Origin of the sequence: Moorena sp. SIO1G6 (assembly GCF_010672795.1) — a bacterium.
Lineage (GTDB): Bacteria > Cyanobacteriota > Cyanobacteriia > Cyanobacteriales > Coleofasciculaceae > Moorena > Moorena producens.
Genome location: NZ_JAAHFZ010000003.1, coordinates 67,618 through 93,034, shown reverse-complemented (window position 1 = coordinate 93,034; position 25,417 = coordinate 67,618). Strand labels below are relative to the sequence as shown.

Below are 25,417 nucleotides of genomic sequence, written 5' to 3'. Positions count from 1 at the left end.
TTAACCTAATTAGCCATTGAATTGGTCATCGGTAACCAGGTTGTGGGTTTACCCTTTCCCATGACCAATTACCGATTGCCAATTACTAATTGGTTTCTGACTCTTGTGCCTGATCTGTGCCTGTGAATTTATAAATTATCGATTATAGCACTTCCATTCCTAGTAATTGGCAATGGCTCCGTAACGAAAAGATAAATTTTTGTTAACTAAACTTTTTTTATTATTTTCATCAATTAGTCCGATTATCTCATGATGATTACCCATTTTGATGAGATATTTTGTGATGAAGATTACGAAAAAGGTTAAGATTTGTATCAGATATGAGACCTTAGTAGCCTATTCACGGGATGGCGGCTGTTGGTAGTAGTCGCCGCAAGCCAATGCCGACCGTAAGTCCATGGCCTAGGCTGCTATAGTGCAGTTGAGATTAAAGCGTCTGGCCTTCTACAGACAAACAAAAAGAAAAACTTTAGACATGAGCGGTTAACAGTTTGCCAAAATAGTAACGAAATCTGAAGTAGGCTGTCTTAAATGGAACCGCTTTATCAATATGCCTGGCTAATCCCAGTGTTTCCCTTGGCAGGGGCAATGCTGGTTGGTCTGGGGCTAATTTCCTTCAATAGAGCAACGAACCGTCTGCGGCAGCTGTTAGCTGTATTTATTGTCTCCTGGTTGGGGGCGTCCATGGTGTTCTCCTTTGCTATACTCTGGAGTCAATTTCATGGTCATGAACCCTATCAACGCACCCTGGAGTGGGCTGCTGCTGGCAATTTTCACCTAATGATGGGCTATACCATCGATCACTTAACGGCACTGATGCTGGTAGTTGTGACCACCGTAGCTTTTCTGGTGATGATTTATACCGATGGCTACATGGCTCATGACCCCGGTTATGTGCGCTTTTATGCTTATTTAAGCTTGTTTAGTTCCTCTATGCTAGGGTTGGTCGTTTCTGCCAACCTGTTGCAAGTTTATATTTTCTGGGAACTGGTGGGAATGTGTTCCTACCTGTTAATTGGATTCTGGTATGACCGTAAGGCAGCAGCAGATGCTTGTCAAAAAGCTTTCGTGACTAACCGTGTCGGAGACTTTGGTCTGCTGTTAGGCATGTTGGGACTCTACTGGGCAACTGGCACCTTCGACTTTGATGTCATGGGAGCCAATCTGGAAACCTTTGTGGAATCCGGTTACCTGGGTGCAGGCATGGCAGCTGTGTTCGCTGTCTTAGTGTTTCTCGGTCCGGTGGCTAAATCCGCCCAATTTCCCCTCCACGTTTGGCTTCCCGATGCCATGGAAGGCCCAACCCCGATCTCTGCCCTAATTCACGCCGCAACCATGGTAGCTGCTGGGGTGTTTTTGATTGCCAGGATGTACCCCGTGTTTGAAGGGATTCCAGTCGCCATGACTGTGATTGCCTGGACGGGAGCATTTACCGCTTTCTTAGGGGCAACCATTGCTATTACTCAAAATGATATTAAGAAAGGGTTAGCCTATTCAACTATGTCTCAATTGGGTTATATGGTAATGGCAATGGGCATTGGAGCCTATGGTGCTGGCTTATTTCACCTGATGACCCACGCTTATTTCAAAGCCATGCTGTTCCTCTGCTCTGGGTCAGTAATTCACGGTATGGAAGCTGTGGTTGGCCATGACCCGATTTTAGCTCAGGATATGCGGTTAATGGGAGGCTTGCGTAAGTTTATGCCCATTACCTCCCTGACATTCCTAATTGGAACCTTGGCAATTTGTGGAATTCCCCCCTTCGCAGGGTTCTGGTCAAAAGATGAAATCTTAGGCAGTACTTTTGAAGTAAGTCCAATACTTTGGGGAATTGGCTGGCTGACTGCTGGAATGACTGCTTTCTATATGTTCCGGATGTATTTCTCTACCTTTGAAGGGGAATTTCGGGGCAATGAAATGGAAATCCGTCATCAACTCAAGGAAGCTGCTGGTGTAGCTGTACCTGCTTTTGGTCCTGGTGCTATGGATGTACGGGAACTTGAAGCTCAGGCTGACCATGATCACCACGACCACCACCACAGTGAGTTTCCCCATGAGTCACCCTTAACGATGACTCTACCGTTGTTAGTCTTAGCCGTGCCATCGGTACTGATTGGTTTGGTGGGAACTCCCTTTAACAACTACTTTGAGGAATTTATCCACCCAGCCAGTGAAACCATAGCCGAAGTCGTGGCAGAAGCAGAAGCCTTTGACTGGTCAGAATTTCTGATTATGGGCGGCAGTTCCGTGGGAATTGGTCTGATTGGGATTTCCGTTGCGGTACTGATGTACTTACAGGGCAAGATTGACCCCAATGCGATCGCTAAAAAAATCCAGCCCCTATATCAGCTGTCTCTCAATAAGTGGTACTTCGATGAAATTTATGACCGGCTGTTTGTTCAGGGAAGCCGTCGATTAGCACGGCAAGTTATGGAGGTAGACTACCGTATCGTTGATGGTGCTGTAAACCTGACTGGCTTTTTCACCCTGCTCAGTGGTGAAGCACTGAAATACGTAGAAAACGGTCGTGCCCAATTCTATGCTCTAATTGTCTTCCTCGCAGTACTGGGTTTAGTAATTGTCTCAGGTGTGACCTGACCTGCTTTGTTAATTGTTAGTTGTTTATCAACAATTAACAATTAACAAAATAAAATTTGCAATTTTATTTTGACCAATGGTGACTGACTAGTTGACTATGACAGATTTCCCCTGGCTAACAATAATTATTCTGTTTCCGATTGCGGCATCGCTCCTGATCCCGTTTCTGCCAGAAAAAAATGGGACTTGGGAGCGTTGGTACGCTTTAATTATTGGGTTAATTGATTTTGCCCTAATTGTCTATGCTTTTGTGACCCAATACGACCTGAGCAACCCAGAACTGCAACTGGTCGAAAAATACAGCTGGGTGCCTCAAATGGACTTGAATTGGTCAGTAGGTGTAGATGGCTTATCCATGCCTCTAGTGTTACTGACTGGCTTTATTACTACCCTAGCGATGCTGGCAGCTTGGCCGGTAACCTTCAAGCCTAAGCTGTTTTACTTCCTGATGTTGGCAATGTACGGTGGTCAGATTGCTGTATTTGCTGTTCAGGATATGCTGTTGTTCTTCTTGGTATGGGAACTGGAGTTAATTCCGGTTTACATGCTACTGTCAATCTGGGGGGGCAAAAAGCGTCTCTATGCAGCTACCAAGTTTATCCTCTACACCGCAGGGGGTTCCCTGTTTATTTTGCTAGCTGCCTTAGGCATGGCATTCTATGGGGATACCGTAACTTTTGATATGCGATCGCTAGCCCTGAAAGATTACGCCCTCAATTTCCAGCTATTGCTTTACGGAGGCTTCCTGATTGCTTACGGGGTCAAGCTACCCATCTTCCCTCTACATACCTGGTTACCAGATGCCCACGGGGAAGCCACAGCCCCGGTACACATGCTCCTGGCTGGAATTCTGCTGAAAATGGGGGGATATGCCCTCATCCGCATGAATGCTGGCATGCTACCCGATGCCCATGCCGTGTTTGCTCCGGTATTGGTGATTTTAGGGATTGTCAATATTGTCTACGCTGCCCTTACCTCCTTTGCCCAGCGTAATCTCAAGCGTAAGATTGCTTACTCATCCATTTCCCATATGGGATTTGTCTTAATTGGTATTGCTTCCTTTACCGACTTAGGCATGAGTGGGGCAGTGATGCAAATGATTTCCCACGGTTTAATCGGTGCCAGCCTATTCTTCTTAGTAGGAGCTACCTATGACCGTACCCATACCTTGATGCTCGATGAGATGGGGGGTGTTGGTAAGAGAATGGGCAAAATGTTCGCCATGTGGACAACCTGTTCCATGGCATCCTTAGCATTACCCGGAATGAGTGGGTTTGTGGCAGAAGTGATGGTGTTTGTTGGCTTTGCTACCAGTGATGCTTACGGTTCCTTCTTCAAGGTATTAGTGATCGTCCTGGCAGCTGTCGGGGTTATCTTAACACCAATTTACCTGCTCTCGATGCTGCGCGAGATTTTATACGGTCCGGAAAACAAGGAATTAGTCGCCCACGAAGCCTTGATTGATGCGGAACCTCGGGAAGTGTTTATTATTGCCTGTCTATTAGTACCAATTATCGGGATTGGTTTGTATCCGAAAATTGTGACTCAGATCTATGACGCTACCACAGTCCAGCTAACCGCACGACTCCGCAACTCTGTACCAACCTTGGTCAACGAACCACCAGTAGCACTAGAAAATGCTCCAATAGTTTCTTTCGCTCCACCCATTAGTCCTCGTTAAGGATTGATATTTTACTGTTGACTAGCTAGTAGCAAAAACTAGTAGGGTGGGCAAAAACAGTTCTATTTTTTTGAGCTTGTAGGGTGGGCAAAAACAATTCTATTTTGTTGATTCTTTTAGACTCGATTACTTTGCCCACCCTACTAGTGCTTAACAAATTAGTAGGGTTTATTAATGTAGTAATGTAGGGGGAGTATGAACCAACCCCTACATTTTTTTGTTGAAAAATACACTAACTATAGTTAATGTTCTCTTCCCTTAGAGAAGCTCTTGCCAGCGATCGCTTAACCAAAACTTTAGAATAGAATAAACGTAAGCATTCAGCCGTCAGCCGTCAGCCGTCAGCTTTAGACTCACGCTGCTTGAGGTGCTTATTTTGTTCAAAAGCTAGCTGTTTGGTGTAGCGTGCGCTATGGGTATAAATTGTTTACGTAGCGTCGCCACAAGCTTTTGGCTGATAGCTGATAGCTGAGAGCTGAATGCTTACGAAGAAACTCTTTTATGCGGGAAGTAGCTAAATCATGACAGTAGCCACCACACCTGTTGAAACTAATCCCATTGTGCTGAGGATGCCTCCAGCATTGGATATGGATGATGACCAATTTTTTGAGTTTTGTCAGGTTAATCGAGATTTACGTATTGAACGTACATTAGACGGAAAAATAATTGTTATGCCCCCAACAGGAGGTGAAACATCTGACAGAAATTCCGACATTAATTTTCAGCTACGGTTATGGAACCGCCAAACAAAGCTAGGGAAGGTTTTTGAGTCTTCTTGTGGCAATAAGGCTGCCCAATGGGGCAGATCGTTCTCCTGATGCATCTTGGCTCAAGCTGGAGCGCTGGGAATCCCTGAGTAAAGAAGAAAGAAAAAAATTTATTCCTCTGTGCCCAGATTTTGTGATTGAGTTGCGTTCCCCCAGTGATAGGGTAAAAGATCTCAAGGAGAAGATGGAGGAGTACATGGACAATGGTGCGAGGTTGGGGTGGTTGATTGAGCCAAATAGTCGTCGGGTGTATATTTACCGTCCTGGTGCTGATGTGGAGCAATTGGAAAATCCCGCTACGGTGAAGGGGGATGATTCGGTGCTGCCTGGTTTTGTCATGGTTATGGAAGAAATTTGGGAAGCTTGAGGAGTGGCACGTTCGTAAGCATTCAGCTATCAGCTATCAGCGTGTCGCGTATCAGCTTATGGGCTACGCGCACGCTACGCCAATGGCTGACAGCTGACGGCTGACGGCTGAATTCTTAAACACTTTCAGCCTACTCCCTTCGCTCCTCCTTATCCAAAACTGACCTTAGTTATTCTTGCAGTCTGTGATTAATGTCTTCTACTGATAAGCTCAAGGCTTCAGCTATCTGTTCCACACTTAACCCTAATCCTAATAAATGGGAAATAGCTTTCTGTAGTGCTTGTTCAGTTTGCTGTAGTGCTTGTTCAGCTTCCTGATAAGCCATGTCCAGTTCTTGAAAGTTTAATAGCTTTTTTCCCAACTTCGGATCGAAAAACTCTAGTTTTCCCTGATTCACTTGAAGTTCTAAACCTAAGACTTCACTGTAAATCGAGAAATCTTCATCTCCTAAAGGTTTGCTAGCTATAGGCTCATAGTTTCCCTCCACCAGACGTAATCCTTTCAGGGGTGGTTGGAGATAATCTTCCACAGGGTCATACTGCATGTATTCTAATACTCCCATATCTTGGTATGTTTGGCGATTAAATCTTTGATCAGTTCCCTTAGTATTTATTGAAGTTACTTCTAATATCCAACTCGGTAAATTTCCTCCTTCTTCCCAAACTTTGTAGTGTTTTCGTAGTTTATTTTCTACTCCGAAAATTACAAATACATCAGGCTCAATTACCGCATCATATACGCCTTCTAGGTAGTAAATCGATAAGTTGCCGGAAACATAAACATCGTCTCGATTTTTGAAATAGTTTTTCAAGGCTTCTACGCCATAAATGATATAATCTCGGTTAGGGTCACTTTCTGCCATTGGTGTACCATTAGTATTGCGATAAAAAAATTTAGGTTTTAATTGCTCATTAGTCATTGGTGATTAGAACAGGGAACAGGGAATAGGGAATAGGGAATAGGGAGCAGGGAATAGGGAATAGGTAAGGGGGAATAACCAATTTAAAGGTGACGGTTAACCTCTGGCACTGATAAATTTAGTGCTTCAGCTATCTGTTCAACAGTCAAGCCTAAGCTTAATAACTGGGAAATAGCATTCTGTAGCCCTTCTTCCGCTCGTTGTCGGGCTTGAGCTTCAGCAGCTCGCTCTAACTCCGCTTGTTGTCGGGCTTGAGCTTCTGTGGTTTGCTCTAACTTTGCTCGCTGATAAGCTATCTCCAGTTCTTGAAAATTTAATAGCTTTGTACCCAGCTTCTGATCAAAAAATTCTAGTTTTCCCTGATGCACTTGAAGCTCTAGACCTAAGACTTCACTATCAATAGAAAAATCTCCATCCCCTAAAGACTTGCTGGGGATAGGTTTATACTTTCCCTTCACCAAAAGTAATCCCTTAAGTGGCGGGTTAAGATAATCCCCAGTAGGGTCATACTGAAAGTATTCTAATACTCCCATAGTTTGGTATAGTTGGCTTTTTGTGGTTTGATCACTATTCCGGCTGCTTTTTGAGGTTATTTCTAATACCCAACTGGGCAGTTTTCCTCCCTCTTCCCAAGTTTTGTAGCTTCTTCGCTGTTTGTTTTCTACGCCAAAAACCACAAATACATCGGGAGAGACTACCTGATCGGGTTCTCCTTTCTGGTAGTAAATAAATAAGTTACCGGAAACATAAACATCTTCCCGATTTTTGAAATAACTTTTTAAGGCGTTTACCCCATAAATCAGATAATCCCGAGTAGGATCACTTTCTGTCATAGGCTTACCATCACTGTCGGGGTAGAAAATTTCGGTTTTGAGTTCGTCAGTTACTTTAGTAATAGGTACTTTAGTCATAGGAAAGACACCATTCGATTAAAATTGAAACTAGAAACTTGAAACTTAACAAATTAACCGGACTTGGTATTAGTGAGTAAGCAGTCAGCGGTCAGCGGTCAGCGGTCAGCGTGGCACAGGCTTTGGCCTTGGCCTTTCGGCCACGCGTGCGCGTTTGGCCACGCTGTGCGAACGAAGCTGTGACTTCACTGAGATTAAACCAATGCTTACCTGTTTGATTCAAAAGCTGTTCCCATAGCGCATTAGCTGATAGCTGATAGCTGATAGCTGATAGCTGATAGCTGATAGCTTACATTAGTGAGCATTTTCTGTATGGGAAATAAGGGTAATGGTAAAAAGACTTTCCCCATTACCCAAAGGTGTAATTGCAATCACACCGCATTACAGAATCTCTAATTACCTTAATTTGACCATCAGTAGAAAAAACAGATCACCTGTCACTGGACATTTGAGCCACTCTATGATACCGCTGCTAGCATTGACCATCAAAAAGTGTGTTAAGTGTCGGAAGTGTCGGAAGTGTTGGAAGTATGGCAGGATTCCGACTCCCGACTCCCGACTCCCGACTCCCGACTCCCGACTCCCGACTCCGGACTCCCGACCCAAGTGATAAGTACTCTAGAATAGATACACGCTATGTTGAATCGTCGAAGGTTACTAAAGTTAAGTCTTGTTTCAGCTGCTAGTGCCTTGGGTATGTCAGCAGTCTGCTCAAGGGTGAGAACTGAGGTTAGTAGTAGAATGCCGGACTATAGCAGCAGTGGAGTTACGTTATTACAGCAGACAACACCCCTTGAGGATGGCTTTTTCTTTCCAGCGGAATGGCAGCCCCATGAATTCACGATCATGGTGTTTCCTCCAGCTCAGAATTGGAAAGGCTATGGTCTGAAGAAGGCAAGGCGGGAATGGGCAGCAGTGGCGAATGCTGTCAATGAGTTTGAACCGGTTTCGATGGTTGTTCATCCTCAAGACAAGGGTGTGGCTAAAGGCTTGTTGAGTTCAGATATCGAACTAATTGAATTTCCCGTAAACGATGGCTGGGCCAGGGATTCCGGTCCAATGTTTTTGGTGAACGGCAAGGGTTCACGTCGGGTAGCTGGGTTTACGTTCAACGGTTGGGGTGGTAAGTTTCCCCCCTATCAGGACGATGCTTTACTTAAGGCGCGATTGTGCCACTATCTTGATACAACCATGTACTCATCCTCTCTAGTGTTGGAGGGCGGTGGTGTCACATTAGATGGTGAAGGCACTATTATCACTACTGAGGAATGTTTACTTAACCCTAATCGCAATCCCACGATGAGTAAGTCTCAAGTTGAGAGACTTTTGAAGGACTATCTCGGGGCTGAAACAGTGGTTTGGCTGGGTCGTGGTATCGTACCTGATCCCGTGACAGATGGACATGTGGATGGCATTTGCGCATTTGCCGCACCTGGATTGGTCTTACTCCATAGCACTGATGATGCTAATGATCCAAATTACAAGATTTGTCGGGATGCTAAGCATCGATTACAACAAAGTACTGATGCTCGTGGACGTAAGTTTGAGATTGTTGAGATTCCTCTTGGCTTAGATATTGCTCACATGAATTTTTACATTGCTAATGGTGCGGTAATCGTTCCGATTGCTGGTGACTCCAGCCAAGATGATGCTCCCCTTGCTATTCTGCGTGAGGTTTTCCCTGGGCGGAAGGTTGTTGGTGTAAATAGTCTGATTCTGGCTGAAGGTGGAGGAGGAATTCATTGTATTACCCAACAGGTACCTGTGGCTAATAGCTAAAATAATTTAAGCAAAATTTAACAAACAGTCTATGATTTTAGTACAGTTTTATATTATAAATTATTAGATAGTTTTCTTGATAATCTTCTCAAACTACAGGTGATTAACCTCAAAGTATTGAGTTTTATAAACTTGACTTGACAAACAGGGGGTTTACCCCATGCTCCCATCAATTTATCTTGTGGTAGAATAAATTTGCTCAAAACACCTAAATCAAAAACAGAGAGGAAAACTATGACAAGTGGAAAAAGTCTCCAGCCGACCCCATATGGTAATAAGAGATATAACATTACTAAACCAATTGATTTTGAGGTAGCCATGAATTACGGCGGTACTTTAATGGCAATTGCTGGAGCAGATGGCGAACTGGCAGAAGGAGAATTCCAGTGGTATATTGACGAACAGCAAATGAACTTTGTTGAATCTGCAGAATACATTGAAGCGCTCCGCCAATTCGATTGGAAAAATGCTAACGTTGAGGAGCTATTGAGTGGGATAAAGTATGACTTTCCGCTGAATTTTCGCCGAAGCATGTTGTACCAAGCGATCAAGATGTGTCGAGCGGATGGTAATTACCATGACAAAGAAAAAGCATCTGTGGCTAAAGCGGCGGAGATTTTAGGGATTGAAAAAACCATGGCGGTGAGCCTTGAGTCTCTGGCAGAACTAGAAGATTCAGCGGAGCGATTGCGCCTTTCCTTATTTGAAACCGACGTTTAATTCGGCTGTAAGCATTCAGCCGTAAACTGTCAGCCGTCAGCTGTCAGCTGACGGCCAAAAACATCTAATACCAAATCTGGTTATGATAGAGTAATTAAACAAATATTAAAATCCTCTCTAGGCAAGGATTTTGATTGTTTTGAATAAAGTCTCAGTCAAGGGGATTTGGTATAACAGAATGAGTAGCCACAGGGACGAAGAAACGATCATTGAAAATTTTGACTGGAATCAGCTTTCACTAGAACAGTTGAAGTTGCTTCAGTCTCAAATAATCAAAGCAATCGATCTTAAGATACGCGACTTAAAGTTGACCCAATCTACTGCCAATCTGAGCAAAGTTCATAGGTATAAGGCAAGCTTAGCTAAGGTCTTCCCTCGTCGCCTACGTAGCTCCCTCTCTGATTATCAAAACTGTTTTTTCATTATCAGTCTGGGAAGCAGAAACTTCGTTGATAGTGAGCGACTCGAAGCCTCAATTAAATGGATTAGCGAACACTTCAAAGCTTGCCTAGTACTAGTTTGCGATAGTATCTACCGATTGACAATCGAGCTTAGACAGGGACTTAAAGGGGATGAAGCTTGGCTGGAAGCAATTCGCACTGGAGAGACCTTTATTAATCAAAACCGTTTCTTGTTCCAGCAATACTCTGGAAGTTGTCAATTCCAATTCCAGATGGCTTCCCAAATAGAGAACCAATCAGAATTTGAGATCTATTACAAAGACTTTCAGGGTCTTTATCAAAAGGATGAATCCTTTCAAAGGATGGTAAACTCCTTTGCCCAAACCTATCTTAATCGGGGGGAACAGTCAGAAGAAGAGGAAGTAGAGCAGCTTCTCCAAAGGCAAAAGCACCTGGCGATCACCTACCTGCTGGAAGAGTCAGCTGTGTTTACCTGCCTTGCTAAAGAAGGATGGCCAGTTTTTGTTTATCCTGGGTCAATTAAAACTTTTGAAGAAATTGCGGAAGGGTTGCACCCAGAGGTTCCTTTACCTCTCAAGCAAATGATCTGGGTCAGCCTGCGTCTTAAAAGGAAGGCTACTGCTGGAGAAAGCATCTAAGGGCTTTGAGGTCAATGGTGGTTGCAGAATCGGGAATCGGGAATCGGGAATCGGGAATCGGGAACAGGGAACAGGTAAAAAATCCTGTGTACCTCATAGGTATGGAAAACGCGATCAGATAACAGGAGGTATTTGAAATTATGACTTCTGACTCCTGACTTCAGCCTTTCAAAAGATTCCATGGAATTCACCAGCCTCGAATCTTTTTCTCAATTCCTGGCGCTGAATTTTGCCGATCCCTGTTTTCGGAATCGTCTCTTTGGGAACGGGAATCAGGTAATCTGGATTTAACCCAATCGTGTTCACAACGGTTTTCCGAATTTTCGCCATGCACTGCGTTTAAGGAATTATCGTCAGTATCAGTAGCACTGAAAAAGATTGCCAATCTATCAGTATTGTCCCCAATTATCCGAACATAATCTAACCCACCACCGGGTCAAACAGCTTTAATGAGATACACCCACCAACTCAGACAGGGGTTAAATTTCATCGGGATTAATACCCATCTGTCGTAACCGTTCTGCTAATTGTTCAGCTCGTTGGTGTTCCTGTTCAGCTCGTTGGTGTTCCTGTTCAGCTCGTTGTTGAGCCAGTTCCTTCTCTTGACGTTCCTGTTCAGCTCGTTGTTGAGCCAGTTCAGCTCGTTGCCGTTCCTGTTCAGCTCGAAGACGTTCAAGTTCTGCCTCAGTAGGAATCCAATTTCCCTGTTGATCATACCAACGTAGCCACAACCGATTCAATCCCCGATATTGACCAAGCCATAGTCCTAAACCCAATTGCAACTCAGGCATCCAAAATTGGGAATTGTCTAATGTTTGTGGTTGATAGCTGCCGCCATCTAACTTAAAAAGTTGTAATTCGTTACTGACTCGGTCAAAGGTAACATAGTAGGGAATCGCTAAAATTTGCTCGTACACTTCCCATTTCGTTGGTGGTTCTCCCGTTCGTTCACTGTAACCAAGGTCTTGATCTTTGGTGCTGGCAGAGAGCAACTCTATGGCCACAATTGGTCTGACGTCTTCTTGCCAGATCACATAACTCATTCTGAGCTCTCGTCCCTGGTAAAATCGGGAAATCCCCACTACAGCAAACCAATCCGGTCGTTTGTACCAAGCGGTATGGTTGGGGTCATAATATAAATTTAAGTCACTGGCCACAAAAACGCGATCGCTCTCATAATTGGGAGGGCGAAAGGTCTCACTACACAGTTGTGGTTGCCAAAGATGAAATTCGTCAGGCAAACCCGGTTCCTCGGGATCTTCACTGGGTAAATCATACATGGTGGGCAGGGTTTCTTTGGCCGGATGAGGGAGAATAACCTGCTCAAATAAGGGTTTGGCAACAGACATGAGATTACCTCAATTTTTTCCGACTCATGATTTTGATTTTAGCAACTGTCGGTAAGCATTTAGCCGTCAGCTGTCAGCTGTCAGCCATCAGCTGTGCTCCCTGTTCCCAGATCCGCTGTTCCCAGATCCGAAGTTCCCTACTCCCTACTCCCTACTCCCTACTCCCTACTCCCTACTCCCTTTTCCCTTTGCTCTATACTAATAGATAAACTAAAAAACAAATACCAATATCATGCTGGATTGGTTAGCAGTTTGGGGAATTTCTAGTGCCGGTGGCTATCTCGCCAAAGAAGTGATCGGTCCCTTGGCCAAAGAAGCTCTAGAAGACTACACCAAAGATTTTTTCAAAGAATCCATCAAAGACTATACTGGACTATCGGATCAAAATACCCAGAAAAAACTCTTCGGTAAAGCTTTAAAAGAATTTGTAGCCTTAGTTGAAAGAGAATTGGAAGATGCTGAGTTATCCAAGCAAGAATTAAAACAGTATACTAAACCCCTCAAGCAGTATATTAAAAACAAATCCATTAAAGCTATCCTAGGAAGTGCGTTTAAATATGGCTGTCAACACATAGATACCGAGACATTAACCAAGACTTGGATTGAGCTTAAGTTATTACCATTACCAGAAGAATTTCGTTGGAAGTATATTGCTAGACAGTATCTCAAGCAAGTACACACTATCATCCGGGAGTCGGATCAGTTACGGCCTATCCGAGATTCCCAAACCTTGGATGCGATTAGCCCGAAGGGCTACGCTACGCGATCGCAGAAAACACTAAAGCTACCGCAGGCATTATCCCAGACTTTGACTTAAGCACCTATCAAGAAGCACTCCTAGAGCGTTACGGTAATCTGGGCTTGGATAGTTTAGATACCAATGCTTGTGCCTATAACGAACTAAAACTCTGGACGATATTTATCCCCCAAAATGTGCGAGAGGTTCATGACCTGATGCCGTCAGCTATTCATGAACTTCCTAAAGATTATTATAGACAACTAGGAGACAGTGGTCAACTAGACATAGCAATTGATATAGAGGAGTTGAAACGAGCTAAAGACGCTTATCATCAACAGCCAATTAAATCTGTATTGGATGTTATTAATGACTCTCAAGGTTATCCCTATTTGGTGGTTTTAGGAGACCCAGGCTCCGGTAAATCTACCTTGCTGCAATATTTAGCATTAAATTGGGCAAGAACGGATCTGACTACTGCCCTTTCTCTACCAATTCCCTTACTGATTGAATTACGTACCTATATCCGCAATCGCGATAGTGGACAGTGTAATAACTTCTTGGAATTCTGCCATCAAAGCAGTGGAGCGATATGTCATCTCAATCAACATCAACTGCATCACCAGTTAAAGGCTGGTAAAGCTTTAGTGATGTTTGTTCGCGTAGCGTGGCCAACGGCCATGGCTTGGATGAAGTCTTTGAGCCAGGGAAACGAGAAGATGTGATTACTGATATTCATCGCTTTACCAATACCTATCCTAAGGTACGAGTAATTGTTACATCTCGCCTCATTGGTTATAAACCCCAACGGCTACGAAATGCTCAATTTCGTCATGTGATGCTCCAAGACTTGGAGTCAGAACAAATTCAAACCTTTATCGAGCACTGGCACGAGTTAACCTTTACTAATCAAGCCGATAAAGTTAGGAAACGCGAGCGCTTACAAAAAGCAATAGACACATCACCTCCAATTCGACAACTGGCGCAAAATCCCCTATTATTAACTATGATGGCAATCCTGAACCGCAATCAAGAATTGCCTCGTGACCGCTCTGAACTCTACAACCAAGCGTCTCGATTACTGCTCCATCAATGGGATGTGGAACGAGCATTACTAGAAGATAATCGTGTTGATCCCAAGACGATTGATTATAAAGATAAGCAACAAATGCTTGGAAAAGTGGCATATTTTATGCATGAAAATCAAGCAGGGTTAGCGGGAAATCTGATTAGTGGAGAGGATTTAGAAAGGATTATCAAAGATGAGCTGAAATTACGGGAGGTTACTAATCCCAGAGCCGTTGCTAAGGTAATGATTAATCAGTTGCGCACCCGCAATTTTATCTTGTGTTTCATGGGAGCCGATTACTACGCCTTTGTGCATCGGACATTTTTGGAATATTTCTGTGCTTGGGAATTTGTCAGTAAATTTGAAAAAAAACAGGAAATTTCCCTAGAACATTTGAAAAACGAGGTATTTGGTAAACACTGGCAGGATGAATCTTGGCATGAAGTGATCAAGTTGATTGTGGGCATGATTGATTCCAAGAAAGGTGGAGAGATTATTGAGTATTTGATGGCAAAAGATGGAGAAGGGGATAAGTTTCATAATTTATTTCTGGCAGGGGATTGTTTGTCTGAAGTCAGGAATCGGTATGATATTAAATCAACGGATACTGAATTACTGAATTGCTTCAAAGACTTAATTCACTATGATCTAAATTATGATTATAAAAAGTATGAATATCAGGGATTCTTAGTCCGTTATATACGCACTACAGCTGTTGTAGGAGTAGCCACCCATTGGCAAGACCATCGAGATACCTTACCCCTACTTCAAGTATCGGCTCGCTCCGATACTGATTCGGATGTGCGAGGTACAGCAATTTACCAGTTAGCTCAATGTTACCAAGACCATCGAGATACTTTACCCCTACTTCAAGTATCGGCTTGCTCTGATCAGCATTGGTGGGTGCGAGGTATTGCAATTGAACAATTAGCTCAAGGTTACCAAGACCACCCAGATACCTTACCCCTACTTCAAGAATCCGCTCGCTCTGATCAGATTTCGTGGGTGCGACGTACAGCACTTGAACAGTTAGCTCAAGCTTACCAAGACCACCGAGATACCTTAGCCCTACTTCAACAATCCGCTCGCTCTGATAAAAATTCGTCGGTGCGACTTACAGCAATTGAACAGTTAGCTCAAGGTTACCAAGACCACCCAGATACCTTAGCCATACTTCAAGAATCGGTTCGTTCTGATAAAGATTCCTGGCTGCGAAGTACAGCAATTGAACAGTTAGCTCAAGCTTGGCACGATCAGCCTTGGTTATGGGAATTTTTATGCGTTCGCGTAGCGGCTCTTTCAGAGCATCGCATTCTCCATGACCCCTTTGAGCGTGATCAAGACGAGGATTACGACAATGTCAATCCTCGACAAGTAGCCCTTCAGGCCATCCTGAAATATTATCCTAACCATTCCCAAACCCGGTCTTTATTGAAAAATAGAGCAGAGCATGACCCCGATCCTAAACTGCGGGAATTTGCTCAAGAGAAATTAGCAAAGTTACGCTAGTTCTGATAGTAATCAAGTATACAGGATTTTTTACCTGTTACCTGATTTACTAAAATTCTTAACTGATTTACCTCACCTTATTGATAACTGCTATCTATTATCAATAAGGTTTCAAAAAGGCTTGATAAGTATTATGAAATATAGTAAATTGCTTAACAGCAAGTAAATACTCCCAAAGTCGAAAACCTTGGGAGAGTCATTTTAGGTTACATTAAATCCAGTCTAGCATCCCTATTTTAATTGTGAAAATAAAACCATGGGAATAGATTCTAATTTAGAATGTAGAATTTATAATTTAGAATTTGTAAGCAGGTATACAAAATTGATTACACATTTCACAAAATTAAAAACCTTACAATGTCAGGATTACAGAAATTGAGAGTAGGTAATTAATTCTGTGTAGGTGTTTAATTCTACATTCTTAATTCTACATTCTTAATTCTACATTCTTAATTCTACATTCTTAATTCTACATTCTACCTTCTACATTCTTAATTCTACATTCTTAATTCTACATTCTGCCTTCAAGACCCTTCGACAACAATCGCTCCAATAACGGTTTAGGAATTGTCTCGAAATCCTCCAACAAGAGATCCATAATGGCCAGATGGCGCAAGTGACCAGGAGTGGGAGGGTAACAGCGACGACTGGTGTTAAACCAGCCGTTAACGGTGTGAACGGAACAAGAGCAGATTAAAGCCATATCTTCCCGACTCAAGTCCCACTTATTGTAAAACCGTTGCGGTGTCATACCCAATTCGGAGTAACTGTAAAGTCGGATCAAGATTTGCTCGCGCTCGGTAATGGGATAGGGATAGGAATACTCGCCCTTTAACTCCCTCTGTTGTGCAAGCTGTTCCAGGCGCTCCATTGTGCTACGCACACGCTATGCGAAAGCTTCGTGATAATCGATGGGATGATAAACGAATCGTTTTTTTGGCATGATAGAGTTACCTCCATTTAACTTGGGGGGGAGAGCCGCGCTTCCAGGTTGGTGGCCGATGATCGCGGCTCTTTTTCCAATGATTATAGTATAACCAATGGCTACTATTCTTGTCAACAATAAAATCAAAAAAATCAAGGTAATTTACATAAAAGTTAATAATTATTTAAAATATAACGATTAGAATGGTAGTTTTTTTAGCTAGTAGCTTAAATCTGGATCATGGCAGTATAAACTTAGTGATTGCCCCAAGTTAAAAATTTACTTATCAAGGTAGGAAACAGGGAACAGTGATAATATTTGATTTTTTAAGTACTGAAATTGATTGTTATATTATGTCGGGATAATTACCCTTAATAAAAAGGGTGCATCTCAGTGTCTTGATGCAAAGCGCGAGTGGGGGAAACCACGGCAAAGCGCGAGTGGGGGGAACCCCCTTTGGCGGCGCTGCCTCCCCTGTTCCGAAGCTGCATCACTTTTGCAATTAGGCAAAAATTCGGGCGAAAATTCCCACACTCCTCACACTCCCCGCGCCCGGGCCCCACACTTCCCACACTTCCGATCTTTTTTACAAATATGAGATGCACCCAATAAAAATCTCCCCCATCTGGCCATCTGGCCATCTGGCCATCTGGCCAGATGAGGAGATGAGGAGATGGGTAATTGGTAGCGAAGCAACCGTTAACCTTTGACCAACCTTTGACCAACCTTCGACTAACCTTCAACCTGCAACCTTCACCCAACCTTCACCCAACCTTCAACCAACCTTCAACCTGCAACCTACCCTACACCGAACGCCAAAGGCGAACAACCTGCAACCTGCAACCGTTAACCAACCTTGGCCTTTCGGCCACGCTACGGGAACAACCTACCCTACACCGAACGCCAAAGGCGAACAACCTGCAACCTGCAACCTGCAACCGTCAACCAACCTTCAACCTGCAACCTGCAACCTACCCTACACCGAACCGCCAAAGGCGAACAACCTGCAACCATCAACCAACCTTCAACCTGCAACCTGCAACCTACCCTACACCGAACGCCAAAGGCGAACAACCTGCAACCTTCAACCTGCAACCTGCAACCTGCAACCTGCAACCTTCAACCTGCAACCTTAAACCTGCAACCGTCAACCAACCTTCAACCTTCAACCTGCAACCGTCAACCAACCTTCAACCTTCAACCTTCAACCTGCAACCTGCAACCTGCAACCTGCAACCTGCAACCTTCAACCTTCGTAGGATACTCTTGAATGTTCTCATCAAAAAACCCGGTCAAGACCGGGAAAATTGCTGAAAAACCAATCAACTTACCAAAGCTTGGCTTTATTACAAAAAATCGTGGAATGTTTGGAAGCCCCGTCTATGAACGGGCAGGGTGCTGACCCTTGATGACCTTTAGACGGAAAAGAGAAAACACTCCCACACCTTGTACCCTTTTTTGAGATCCTAGAAGGTCATCAATTATTAACATTCCGAGACTTGGGTCAGCTCACAAACCTTCTATGTGACTATCTGATCATGTTACCTGATAATGTTACAGGTGAGGGGGCAAGCCGCATAAACGGGAGTCTGGATCAGATCAGGCTCGCCATGTAGCCAATTTAACCAACGAACTTCCTGAGGATGAACCCCCTTAAAGGTTAAGACTCCTGCACCTAATATCACTGCTAAAACATTTACTCCAATCATACTACCTGCTACTAGTAATACAGCACTAACCGGCAGAATCGATTGTAGAGCGATCGCTAACAGAGCGCCGGTGGTCACCATCAATACAATCAACGGAAAACCGACAACCAGTAAGCAAACTGCCAAGGTAAATGCCCAAATTAAAAAGCTTTTGACCACTGCTAATGAATCAGTTTGTGTCAAGCTTTGACTTGTGGTTAATGCCATGGTGTTTTCTCCAGTAATCATTAAAAAAATGAATTGACAGTGTCTGTCATTCATTGACAGGGTCTGTCTTTGAGTAAATTCTTTGATTGGAAATTTTCTAGGTGAGTTTCAGTATAGGTAAAATTTTGATGAAGATGAACCTTTTGTCAAAAAAGTTTACAGTCAACTCGTCCGACCTATGTATCAAAATTGTTACAATCGTTAAAAGCCGGAAATTATTGGTTATCTTAAGACAGACCCATAATCTACCATTAGACAGATGAAGCAATTTTTGATCGCTGATACATGGACCGAAGATATAGACCCAATCAGTTATAGGGTTATAGTTAGAGTTATATAGACCGAATCAGTTATAGAGATAAGTTATAGAGTCGCAAGAACAAGAAAGGGAACTAGGGTCACCGAATCGGATCAGGATGGGTGAGGGGTTGACTCCGATTTGCTTAACATTTATTATACTTTGCTTAATATTTTTTATCCAAATTGAATAGTTTTCTAATATTAAGCATAATTACTGATAATTAAGGATAATTACTCATATTAGGTATTTGTGATTAGGACTTTCCCCCCCGTCCCTTGCTCAACCCTAATCTTAGGGGTGCTTTGAATCAATGGGGCCCTTTGCTTGCGCCCTGACGGCTTGCGCCCCGCCCTCAAGGTGATCTTAAATCTGGTCTTGAGCAGGGGAGAGGGTTTTAGAGCTTTTCCTGCTTACTCAAAAAGAAACAATCACAAACAATAACAAACAATTAGATGGTGACAGCTGACGAATTTCAAAACATACATAGTCCTATAAACACATCACCTCCTCACCATTTATAGCTCGAAGAAATGAAATTGGTCTATAGCGTTTCTCATACTTATCAGGTACACTCAATTTTCTTACCCCGACTCCCGACTCCCTCGGTGCGCTTGACCCGTAATTAAATTCGCCACGGGTCGCACCGCTCCCGACTCCCGACTCCCATTAACCCAGGACGAAAATCCCTTACCTAAGGTAGAACTGTTATAAGTTATACTCAACCCTAACTGTTGGGAAAACTTAATGTAAGAGTTTGTAAAATAAATTCTCGTAGCCCAACTGTAGTTGGTAGTTGAAAGATGACAGACCCACAGCGTTCACCCCGGATTGCACCAGCACCACCGCCTTCGAATATAGCGTCTAGACCAGTATCTGCTCAAGCCAATCAATCGAGACCTGCACAACCAAGAGCCATGGCTCCAAGAAGCAGTCAAGCCGGTGCCGCAGTAGCCTCACGCCCTCGGCCTGTGGCCACAGCAGCTCAGAATTCAGCCACTAACGTCCAAGCAAAACCATCCGCCAATCAGCACCAGCAGACACCCCATAGCATCGGTCTGCCCCCTGGACAGTCAAGCTTAGAAAGCATTGTCCGTGAGGCTTTTGAGAAAGGAGTGTCTGATATTCATCTAGGTGTTGGTGAAACTCCCCGTTTCCGGAGTCGCGGTGAAATGGAGCCAACCGAATATCCACTCACCGATCACGCAACATTTAACTGTTGGCTCAAGGAAGTAATGACTGATGAAGAAATCCGGCGCTTTAGAGAAGAGTTGGAATTTGATGGGGCAACTCAGTACGAGTTTAGTCGGGTAAGGATTAATGTCTTCGATAGCCTTCTTGGTCCTGCCATGGTCTTGCGGATTATTCCCCTGAAGATATTGACCCTTGAGCAGTTGCGGTTGCCACCAATCCTGAAAGATGTCTGTCATTACCATAAAGGTCTCATTTTGGTCACCGGTCCCACAGGTTCCGGAAAATCTACCAGCATGGCCGCAATGATAGACTATATGAACAAAGAGATGGCGCGGCATATAATTACCATTGAAGACCCCATTGAATTTATCCACCAAAGTCGAAAATCTCTGGTTAAACAGCGGGAAGTAGGAATGCATACCCGTAAATTTGACCGGGCGTTGAAAGCCGCTTTGCGGGAAGACCCCGATGTGATTCTGATTGGGGAAATGCGAGATCGAGAAACAGTCAATACAGCTCTGAAAGCTGCTCAAACTGGTCACTTGGTCATGGGTACTTTGCATACCAACAGTGCCGTGAAAACCATTGAGCGGATTCTCAATCTCTACAATCCAGAAGAACAGGCTCCCATGCGGGTGTCCATATCAGAAGCCCTAGTAGGAGTCATTTCCCAAGGGTTGTGCCGTACTACCGATGGCAAGCGTGCTGCTTTTCATGACATCCTGATTAATACTGAATCCATTAAGGATTACATCCTCAAGGGCAAATACGAAGAAATTGAACAACTGATGGCGGACAGTGAATTTGACGGTATGGTTACCGTAAATAAATCCTTGTTCGCTCTTTACCAAGAGGGGCGTATTACTGAGGAAACTGCCTTGGAAAAGTCACCCACTCCCAACGAGATTGCAATGATGTTGCGCGGTCGGATTTAGGGATTAGGCAGGCTTGTATAGGGATTAGGAATTAGGGATACTGACTTAACCCCTAAAACCTAACCCCTAATATCATGTCCGGATAATTAGTGATGAAAAACCTTCTCCCTTCAAACCTTACTCCTTTCCTTCAGCAAAGCTGCCTTCTGCCCTCTGCCTTCGATTTACCAAAGTGTAAGTATTCAAACGGACATGATATCACACCATTACCGTAACACCTTGACCATCAAAACTAAATTGACATAGTACTAGCATATGCTGGATGAAACCCCCTCGCCCCAACTGTTTAAAGGTATTGCTATATTTACACCAGGGGAAGATCTAGTGTATAGCATTGACTTTAATAAGCAGAGTCACTGGCACCTGCATCTGTGTGCGAGTTTACAGGAAATACTGGGGTTACCAGAGCCACCTCATTTTTTAGTCCCCGGATATACTGCTACCATTGATCGGTGGATTGACCCTCAAACCAATCAGTTGCGCATGTCAGCAGAAATTCATTGGTTGGTGCAACATCATCAGGCATTGTTAAATGCCGTATTTGGCACTGACAACCTGATTTGGCAAGTAGCCCCTTGGGAGGAAGAGTCCTGTGACCCGGCGGTGCTAGAAACTTATCGCAATCAGTTTCCCCAACTTTGGGAAAACCACGACTTGATCCTGCGCATTGACCGCCCAGAGCCATTATCCTACTACGATACAGAAGAGGTTTTGCCAGAAAGGGTTACTAATCAAAACTCTGGGAGATGGTCACCTCAGCAGCATTTGAGAGCTATTGAAAAGCTGCCGGGTTTATCTAAGTCTGCCACTGATAGTACAGACTCACTGACTGTCACCGATGTCACCAAACCTGATTCTTTATCCAGGATGTCCCTGCCTGATGTGTCTCACTCCCAGGCACAACCTACCCATAGCTATGTCCTGCGTTTGTTCGTTTGCGGACATAGTACAGAAACTGAGTATACTCTCAAGAGTCTATACCAGTTGTTAGAGAATCATTTAGGTCATCCCTATACCCTAAAAATTATTGATGTTTTCAAGCACCCAGAACTCGCAGAAAGTGATCAGATCTCAGCTACACCGACACTACTCAGAGTATGGCCCGAGCCTGTCCGGCGGATTGTCGGTGATTTGAACGATATTGATCAGGTATTGCAGAGATTAACCAGCAATATAGTTGACTCCTCAGCACTTAAGCAATAAGCTTTTAATCGGTAATTTTAATCGGTAATAGGTAATATAGCAGTTCTCAATTGGGTATTGAAAACTGCTATATGTTACTTTTGTTGTTACTTTTGTTTAGCAGCAGCTTTCTTTTTGGTCTTTTTAGTCTTTTTGCTAGCATTTGCCGCTTTTTTAGCCGCTTTGGCCGCAGCGATCGCTTTTAACCGAGCTTCTTCTTTTTCCTGGGCAATCTTTTCAAGATAGTAGTGGTAATCTCCCAGATAGGTACAGAATTCGCCATCCCGGATTTCCACTATTTTTTTGGCCACTTTCGAGATAAAATAGCGGTCGTGGGAAACAATAATTACTGTACCATCATAGGTACCGAGTGCTTCCTCCAACATTTCTTTGGCTGGGATATCCAGGTGATTAGTCGGCTCATCCAGAATTAGTAAATTAGCAGGACAAAGGAGCATTTTGGCTAAGGCCAGGCGGGCTTTTTCGCCTCCACTAAGGGACTCAACCTTTTTATATACCGTGTCCCCAGTAAACAGAAACCGTCCCAATAGGGTACGCACTTCCTGATTTTTCCAGTCTGGGACTTCATCATGGATGGTTTCCATGACCGTTTTGCTCAATTCTAGGGCTTCTGCTTGATTCTGCTCAAAGTAACCAGGAATCACATTGTGTTTGCCCAGTCCTACTATCCCTTCTGTTGGCTTTTCCATTCCCATGATCATCCGGAGTAAGGTGGATTTACCGCAACCATTGGGACCGATGAAGGCAATGCGATCGCCCCGTTCAATCAACAAGTCTGCTCCCAGAAATAAAATCTTGTCATCATAGTCATGGACTAAATCCTTGATTTTGACTACCTCAAAACCACTACGAGGGGCAGGAGGGAATTGGAATTTGAGAGTTTTGAGATTAGCAGTTGGGGCTTCTATCCGTTCAGTTTTTTCTAATTGTTTCTCTCGGCTTTTGGCTTGGGTAGACCGGGTTGCACTAGCACGGAAACGCTCAATAAAGGCTTGCTGCTTTTCTATTTCCTTTTGTTGACGCTCGTAGCTACTCAGTTGAGCTGCCTGCATCTCGGCTTTCTGCTGGAGATAAGCTGAGTAATTGCCTAGGTAGGTAGTCGAGACACCCCGTTCGGTTTCTACAATTTGGGTACAGAGGCGGTCAAGAAACTCCCGGTCGTGAGATACTATTACCATTGGGGTCTTCAGACCCTTGAGATACTTTTCTAACCATTCGATGGTTTCCAAGTCAAGATGGTTAGTCGGCTCGTCCATTAGTAGGACGTCTGGCTTCTGGAGCAGGATTTTGCCTAAACTCATGCGCATTTGCCAGCCACCACTGAAAGCACTCACTAAGCGATCGCTATCCTCTGGCTCAAATCCCATCTCCGGCAAGATCTTGTCAATTTTTGCTTGTAAGCCATAACCATCGAGGGCTTCAAATTGGCGCTGCAACCTATCTAGTTTTCTAATCAGCCCTTCCAATTCTGCTTCATCAGCCATTTCCATGGCGTTTTGGACTTGTAGCATTTCGGAGTGTACGTGGTTAGCTTCCTTAAATACCGTCCAGAATTCTGCTGAGACCGTGCGGGTTGGGTCTACTTCAAATTCTTGGGTGAGGTAAGCGATATGAAGACTGGCAGGACGGATAACAACGCCGCTGGTGGGTTCCATCTCTCCAGCAATAATTTTCAGTTGGGTAGATTTCCCGGCACCATTGACGCCAACTAAGCCAATGCGATCGCCTGGTTTAACTTCCCAGTTGACATCCTTTAGAACTTCGCCAGTGGGGTATACTTTACTAATTTGTTCGAGTCGCAGCATTAAGATGTCTCCAAGGAAAATTTTAGCTGGGGACTTTTATTCCTGATCCCAAGTTGCTGTCGGGTTGAGATACTCTTAAACCGTGATTAATCGGGATAAACCCGGATTTAACGGTCAAGGTACAATTTATTGTTGTCCGAGTGAGGAGTGGTTAGACGGTAATTGGAGTTAAACCTACCACCCAGCTATCTGGACGTTCCTCACATCTCGATGAGGAGTTGCTTGAAAGCCTGAGTCTTACTATGTTTGGAGTTAAGCCAACCAAGCTCAACTGCATCAGCTAGACTCAATCCCAACCCTTTCAAGAAACGCGCGGTACGACGCAACAACACGGCCTGAACCTCAGTCCTAGAAGAGAACCGAGAAATCTCGAAGTCCGTACCCCTCGCAAGGATGTTCTTGGCAGCATTGTGGTCAGCCGGCAACACGACCCCATCAAATCCGGTAAAACTGTCCCCAGTCCTTTTCCCTAATAGGGTTCCATTCCTGGAGTCAATTTGCGACGTGTAACTAGGCTGAACTTCCGTGACAACCGAGCCAGTCCAGTCAGCCCATTTTTGCAGGGAGTCTCGCATCTGTCCAATCATCCAGCTATTGAGCTTGCGAGACATGGCCAACGACTGGCGCTTATTCTTAATTGGTTGTGTTAAATCTTCTGCAAAAACTTTTAACGCTCTTCCTCCAACTAGTGACTTGGAGGCAGCTCCGAGTACTGACTGTATTTCTGATTGATCTTGCTTGTAACGTTTGTTCTCGGTTTTTCTGCTCAGATTATTTCTTAATATTCGAGCTGATTTAGCTGGGTCTAACTTTTCTAATTTTCTATGAAGTGCCCAAAGCTTTCCTCTTTTTCGGTTCTTGGCACATATTCTATCTGATTTCTTGCTTAGCAAGACTCCTAAGCCTTTCCCATGAGCCTTGCCTTCCGAATCATAGAAGGCTTCTGTGTAACCTTTGTCTACTCCTATCTCGCGAGGTCTTCGAACAGATTCGACTCTTCCATGGTCAACCAAGAAATGAATCTCAAATTGTTGAGACTGGTTATTATATATCAGTCTGATCTGACCTTTTACTTTTCTGTTACTTTTGACAACTATCTTGTTTCTTTTTCTACTCGTTAATCCAGCTATTTCCAGCTGGTATGTATTAGGATAAAGTCTTTTGCACTTGTATCCTACTTGTTGATAAACCATCTGATTGTCAACCCAAGAATGACCTCTTTTAAATTCTTTCCTGACAAGCCGGTGAAGTAGTGGTTTCTCCAGGAAAGCTAAGGTTTTAAGCTGCGTGGCATATTCTTTTCTACACTTTTCGTTTTCTTTTCCGGGAAATCTTTTGTAGATCTTTTTAATTACAGCATCGGAGGAAGCTGCCTGCTGAGCTGTGATTGCCTTGGCTACATCGTTGATCGTCCAATCCATCAATTTAGCCGGTAAGCCCAGGGTTTCAGGAGTCCTAAAGCTTTTGATCTCGGGGATAGCCTTTTTCCAATCCATCCCCCAATGGCTAATGCTACCTAGCTTGTTGTAAGACTCGGCTCTAACGATGCCTAGCTTCTTGATCGTAGAGAACCACTCTTGCTTGACCGAATTATTCATTCCCACTACGGGAACGACTTGAGTCGATATTTTCTTGGTTGTCCCCAACTTTCTTGGCATCATTAACTGCTGTTTCTT

At 43.9% G+C, this 25,417-nt stretch carries 22 protein-coding genes and 1 pseudogene; 14 read left to right on the top strand and 9 right to left on the bottom strand.

The annotated features are described in order from the left end of the window. Nucleotides 1–531 precede the first annotated feature (531 nt). The 3 genes and pseudogenes from F6K63_RS04695 (at nucleotide 532) to F6K63_RS37610 (ending at nucleotide 5,413) form a co-directional block, all read left to right on the top strand. On the top strand, nucleotides 532–2,598 hold the full coding sequence (locus tag F6K63_RS04695) for an NAD(P)H-quinone oxidoreductase subunit 5 (protein ID WP_287295873.1): 2,067 nt from the start codon (nucleotides 532–534) through the stop codon (nucleotides 2,596–2,598). 97 nt (nucleotides 2,599–2,695) lie between these two features. Then, complete coding sequence (locus tag F6K63_RS04690; protein WP_008190814.1) at nucleotides 2,696–4,279, top strand: NAD(P)H-quinone oxidoreductase subunit 4; 1,584 nt, start codon at nucleotides 2,696–2,698, stop codon at nucleotides 4,277–4,279. A 521-nt stretch (nucleotides 4,280–4,800) separates the two neighbouring features. Next, nucleotides 4,801–5,413: pseudogene (locus F6K63_RS37610) on the top strand (Uma2 family endonuclease). 169 nt (nucleotides 5,414–5,582) lie between these two features. On the opposite strand, the gene F6K63_RS04680 reads toward F6K63_RS37610, so the two are convergent. Then, complete coding sequence (locus F6K63_RS04680) at nucleotides 5,583–6,332, bottom strand: Uma2 family endonuclease (RefSeq protein ID WP_008190821.1); 750 nt, start codon at nucleotides 6,330–6,332, stop codon at nucleotides 5,583–5,585. An 83-nt stretch (nucleotides 6,333–6,415) separates the two neighbouring features. Next, a complete protein-coding gene (locus tag F6K63_RS04675) occupies nucleotides 6,416–7,243 on the bottom strand; it encodes a Uma2 family endonuclease (protein ID WP_008190822.1) in 828 nt (275 codons plus the stop codon). Between the two features lie 501 nt (nucleotides 7,244–7,744). On the opposite strand from F6K63_RS04675, the gene F6K63_RS04670 reads away from it, so the two are divergent. From F6K63_RS04670 to F6K63_RS04655, 4 genes are all read left to right on the top strand, one after another. Further along, the gene (locus F6K63_RS04670) at nucleotides 7,745–7,870 is read left to right on the top strand and encodes a hypothetical protein (RefSeq protein ID WP_267872122.1); all 126 of its coding nucleotides are present in this window, start codon (nucleotides 7,745–7,747) and stop codon (nucleotides 7,868–7,870) included. A 9-nt stretch (nucleotides 7,871–7,879) separates the two neighbouring features. Then, entirely contained in the window at nucleotides 7,880–9,022 is a 1,143-nt protein-coding gene (locus F6K63_RS04665) for an agmatine deiminase family protein (RefSeq protein WP_202799283.1), read from the top strand. Nucleotides 9,023–9,256: 234 nt separating this feature from the next. Then, nucleotides 9,257–9,742, top strand: a complete 486-nt coding sequence (locus F6K63_RS04660) for a TerB family tellurite resistance protein (protein ID WP_008190826.1) — start codon at nucleotides 9,257–9,259, stop codon at nucleotides 9,740–9,742. Between the two features lie 178 nt (nucleotides 9,743–9,920). Beyond that, on the top strand, nucleotides 9,921–10,802 hold the full coding sequence (locus tag F6K63_RS04655; RefSeq protein WP_008190827.1) for a tRNA-dependent cyclodipeptide synthase: 882 nt from the start codon (nucleotides 9,921–9,923) through the stop codon (nucleotides 10,800–10,802). A gap of 168 nt (nucleotides 10,803–10,970) precedes the next feature. Here the strand turns inward: F6K63_RS04655 and F6K63_RS04650 are convergent, their stop codons facing one another. Next, nucleotides 10,971–11,132 (bottom strand): hypothetical protein, encoded by a 162-nt coding sequence (locus F6K63_RS04650; RefSeq protein WP_008190829.1) that lies wholly within the window; start codon nucleotides 11,130–11,132, stop codon nucleotides 10,971–10,973. 149 nt (nucleotides 11,133–11,281) lie between these two features. After that, nucleotides 11,282–12,151 (bottom strand): Uma2 family endonuclease, encoded by an 870-nt coding sequence (locus F6K63_RS04645; protein WP_008190831.1) that lies wholly within the window; start codon nucleotides 12,149–12,151, stop codon nucleotides 11,282–11,284. 26 nt (nucleotides 12,152–12,177) lie between these two features. Here F6K63_RS04645 and F6K63_RS04640 point away from each other — a divergent pair, with 26 nt between their 5' ends. The 4 genes from F6K63_RS04640 to F6K63_RS04625 are packed head-to-tail and all read left to right on the top strand — an operon-like array spanning nucleotide 12,178 to nucleotide 15,465. Next, a complete protein-coding gene (locus tag F6K63_RS04640) occupies nucleotides 12,178–12,360 on the top strand; it encodes a hypothetical protein (protein WP_131827218.1) in 183 nt (60 codons plus the stop codon). A gap of 23 nt (nucleotides 12,361–12,383) precedes the next feature. Further along, nucleotides 12,384–12,968, top strand: coding sequence for a hypothetical protein (locus F6K63_RS04635; RefSeq protein WP_287254792.1), 585 nt, complete (start codon nucleotides 12,384–12,386; stop codon nucleotides 12,966–12,968). A 44-nt stretch (nucleotides 12,969–13,012) separates the two neighbouring features. Next, a complete protein-coding gene (locus F6K63_RS04630; protein ID WP_287311021.1) occupies nucleotides 13,013–13,612 on the top strand; it encodes an NACHT domain-containing protein in 600 nt (199 codons plus the stop codon). Beyond that, the gene (locus F6K63_RS04625; RefSeq protein ID WP_287311019.1) at nucleotides 13,555–15,465 is read left to right on the top strand and encodes an NACHT domain-containing protein; all 1,911 of its coding nucleotides are present in this window, start codon (nucleotides 13,555–13,557) and stop codon (nucleotides 15,463–15,465) included. Before F6K63_RS04630 ends, F6K63_RS04625 begins: the two co-directional genes overlap by 58 nt. Before the next feature lie 511 nt (nucleotides 15,466–15,976). Here F6K63_RS04625 and F6K63_RS04620 read toward each other — a convergent pair. Next, nucleotides 15,977–16,348 carry a hypothetical protein gene (locus F6K63_RS04620; protein WP_229419075.1) on the bottom strand — a complete coding sequence of 124 codons (372 nt, stop codon included), beginning with the start codon at nucleotides 16,346–16,348 and terminating at the stop codon, nucleotides 15,977–15,979. Between the two features lie 723 nt (nucleotides 16,349–17,071). On the opposite strand from F6K63_RS04620, the gene F6K63_RS04615 reads away from it, so the two are divergent. Further along, complete coding sequence (locus F6K63_RS04615; RefSeq protein WP_287263256.1) at nucleotides 17,072–17,704, top strand: hypothetical protein; 633 nt, start codon at nucleotides 17,072–17,074, stop codon at nucleotides 17,702–17,704. 227 nt (nucleotides 17,705–17,931) lie between these two features. Here F6K63_RS04615 and F6K63_RS04610 read toward each other — a convergent pair whose 3' ends face one another. Both F6K63_RS04610 and F6K63_RS04605 read right to left on the bottom strand, forming a co-directional pair. Continuing rightward, complete coding sequence (locus F6K63_RS04610) at nucleotides 17,932–18,306, bottom strand: hypothetical protein (RefSeq protein WP_044495632.1); 375 nt, start codon at nucleotides 18,304–18,306, stop codon at nucleotides 17,932–17,934. 882 nt (nucleotides 18,307–19,188) lie between these two features. Next, the gene (locus F6K63_RS04605) at nucleotides 19,189–19,329 is read right to left on the bottom strand and encodes a hypothetical protein (RefSeq protein ID WP_154659978.1); all 141 of its coding nucleotides are present in this window, start codon (nucleotides 19,327–19,329) and stop codon (nucleotides 19,189–19,191) included. Nucleotides 19,330–19,407: 78 nt separating this feature from the next. Between F6K63_RS04605 and F6K63_RS04600 the strand changes: the two genes are divergently transcribed. Further along, the gene (locus F6K63_RS04600; protein WP_008190847.1) at nucleotides 19,408–20,733 is read left to right on the top strand and encodes a type IV pilus twitching motility protein PilT; all 1,326 of its coding nucleotides are present in this window, start codon (nucleotides 19,408–19,410) and stop codon (nucleotides 20,731–20,733) included. Between the two features lie 255 nt (nucleotides 20,734–20,988). Further along, nucleotides 20,989–21,936 carry a circadian clock KaiB family protein gene (locus F6K63_RS04595; protein WP_008190849.1) on the top strand — a complete coding sequence of 316 codons (948 nt, stop codon included), beginning with the start codon at nucleotides 20,989–20,991 and terminating at the stop codon, nucleotides 21,934–21,936. An 86-nt stretch (nucleotides 21,937–22,022) separates the two neighbouring features. Here F6K63_RS04595 and F6K63_RS04590 read toward each other — a convergent pair whose 3' ends face one another. Continuing rightward, nucleotides 22,023–23,741: an ABC-F family ATP-binding cassette domain-containing protein gene (locus F6K63_RS04590; protein ID WP_008190851.1), complete on the bottom strand. Its 1,719-nt coding sequence runs from the start codon at nucleotides 23,739–23,741 to the stop codon at nucleotides 22,023–22,025. Nucleotides 23,742–23,941: 200 nt separating this feature from the next. Then, nucleotides 23,942–25,399, bottom strand: a complete 1,458-nt coding sequence (locus tag F6K63_RS04585) for a zinc ribbon domain-containing protein (protein WP_502708280.1) — start codon at nucleotides 25,397–25,399, stop codon at nucleotides 23,942–23,944. Nucleotides 25,400–25,417 lie beyond the last annotated feature (18 nt).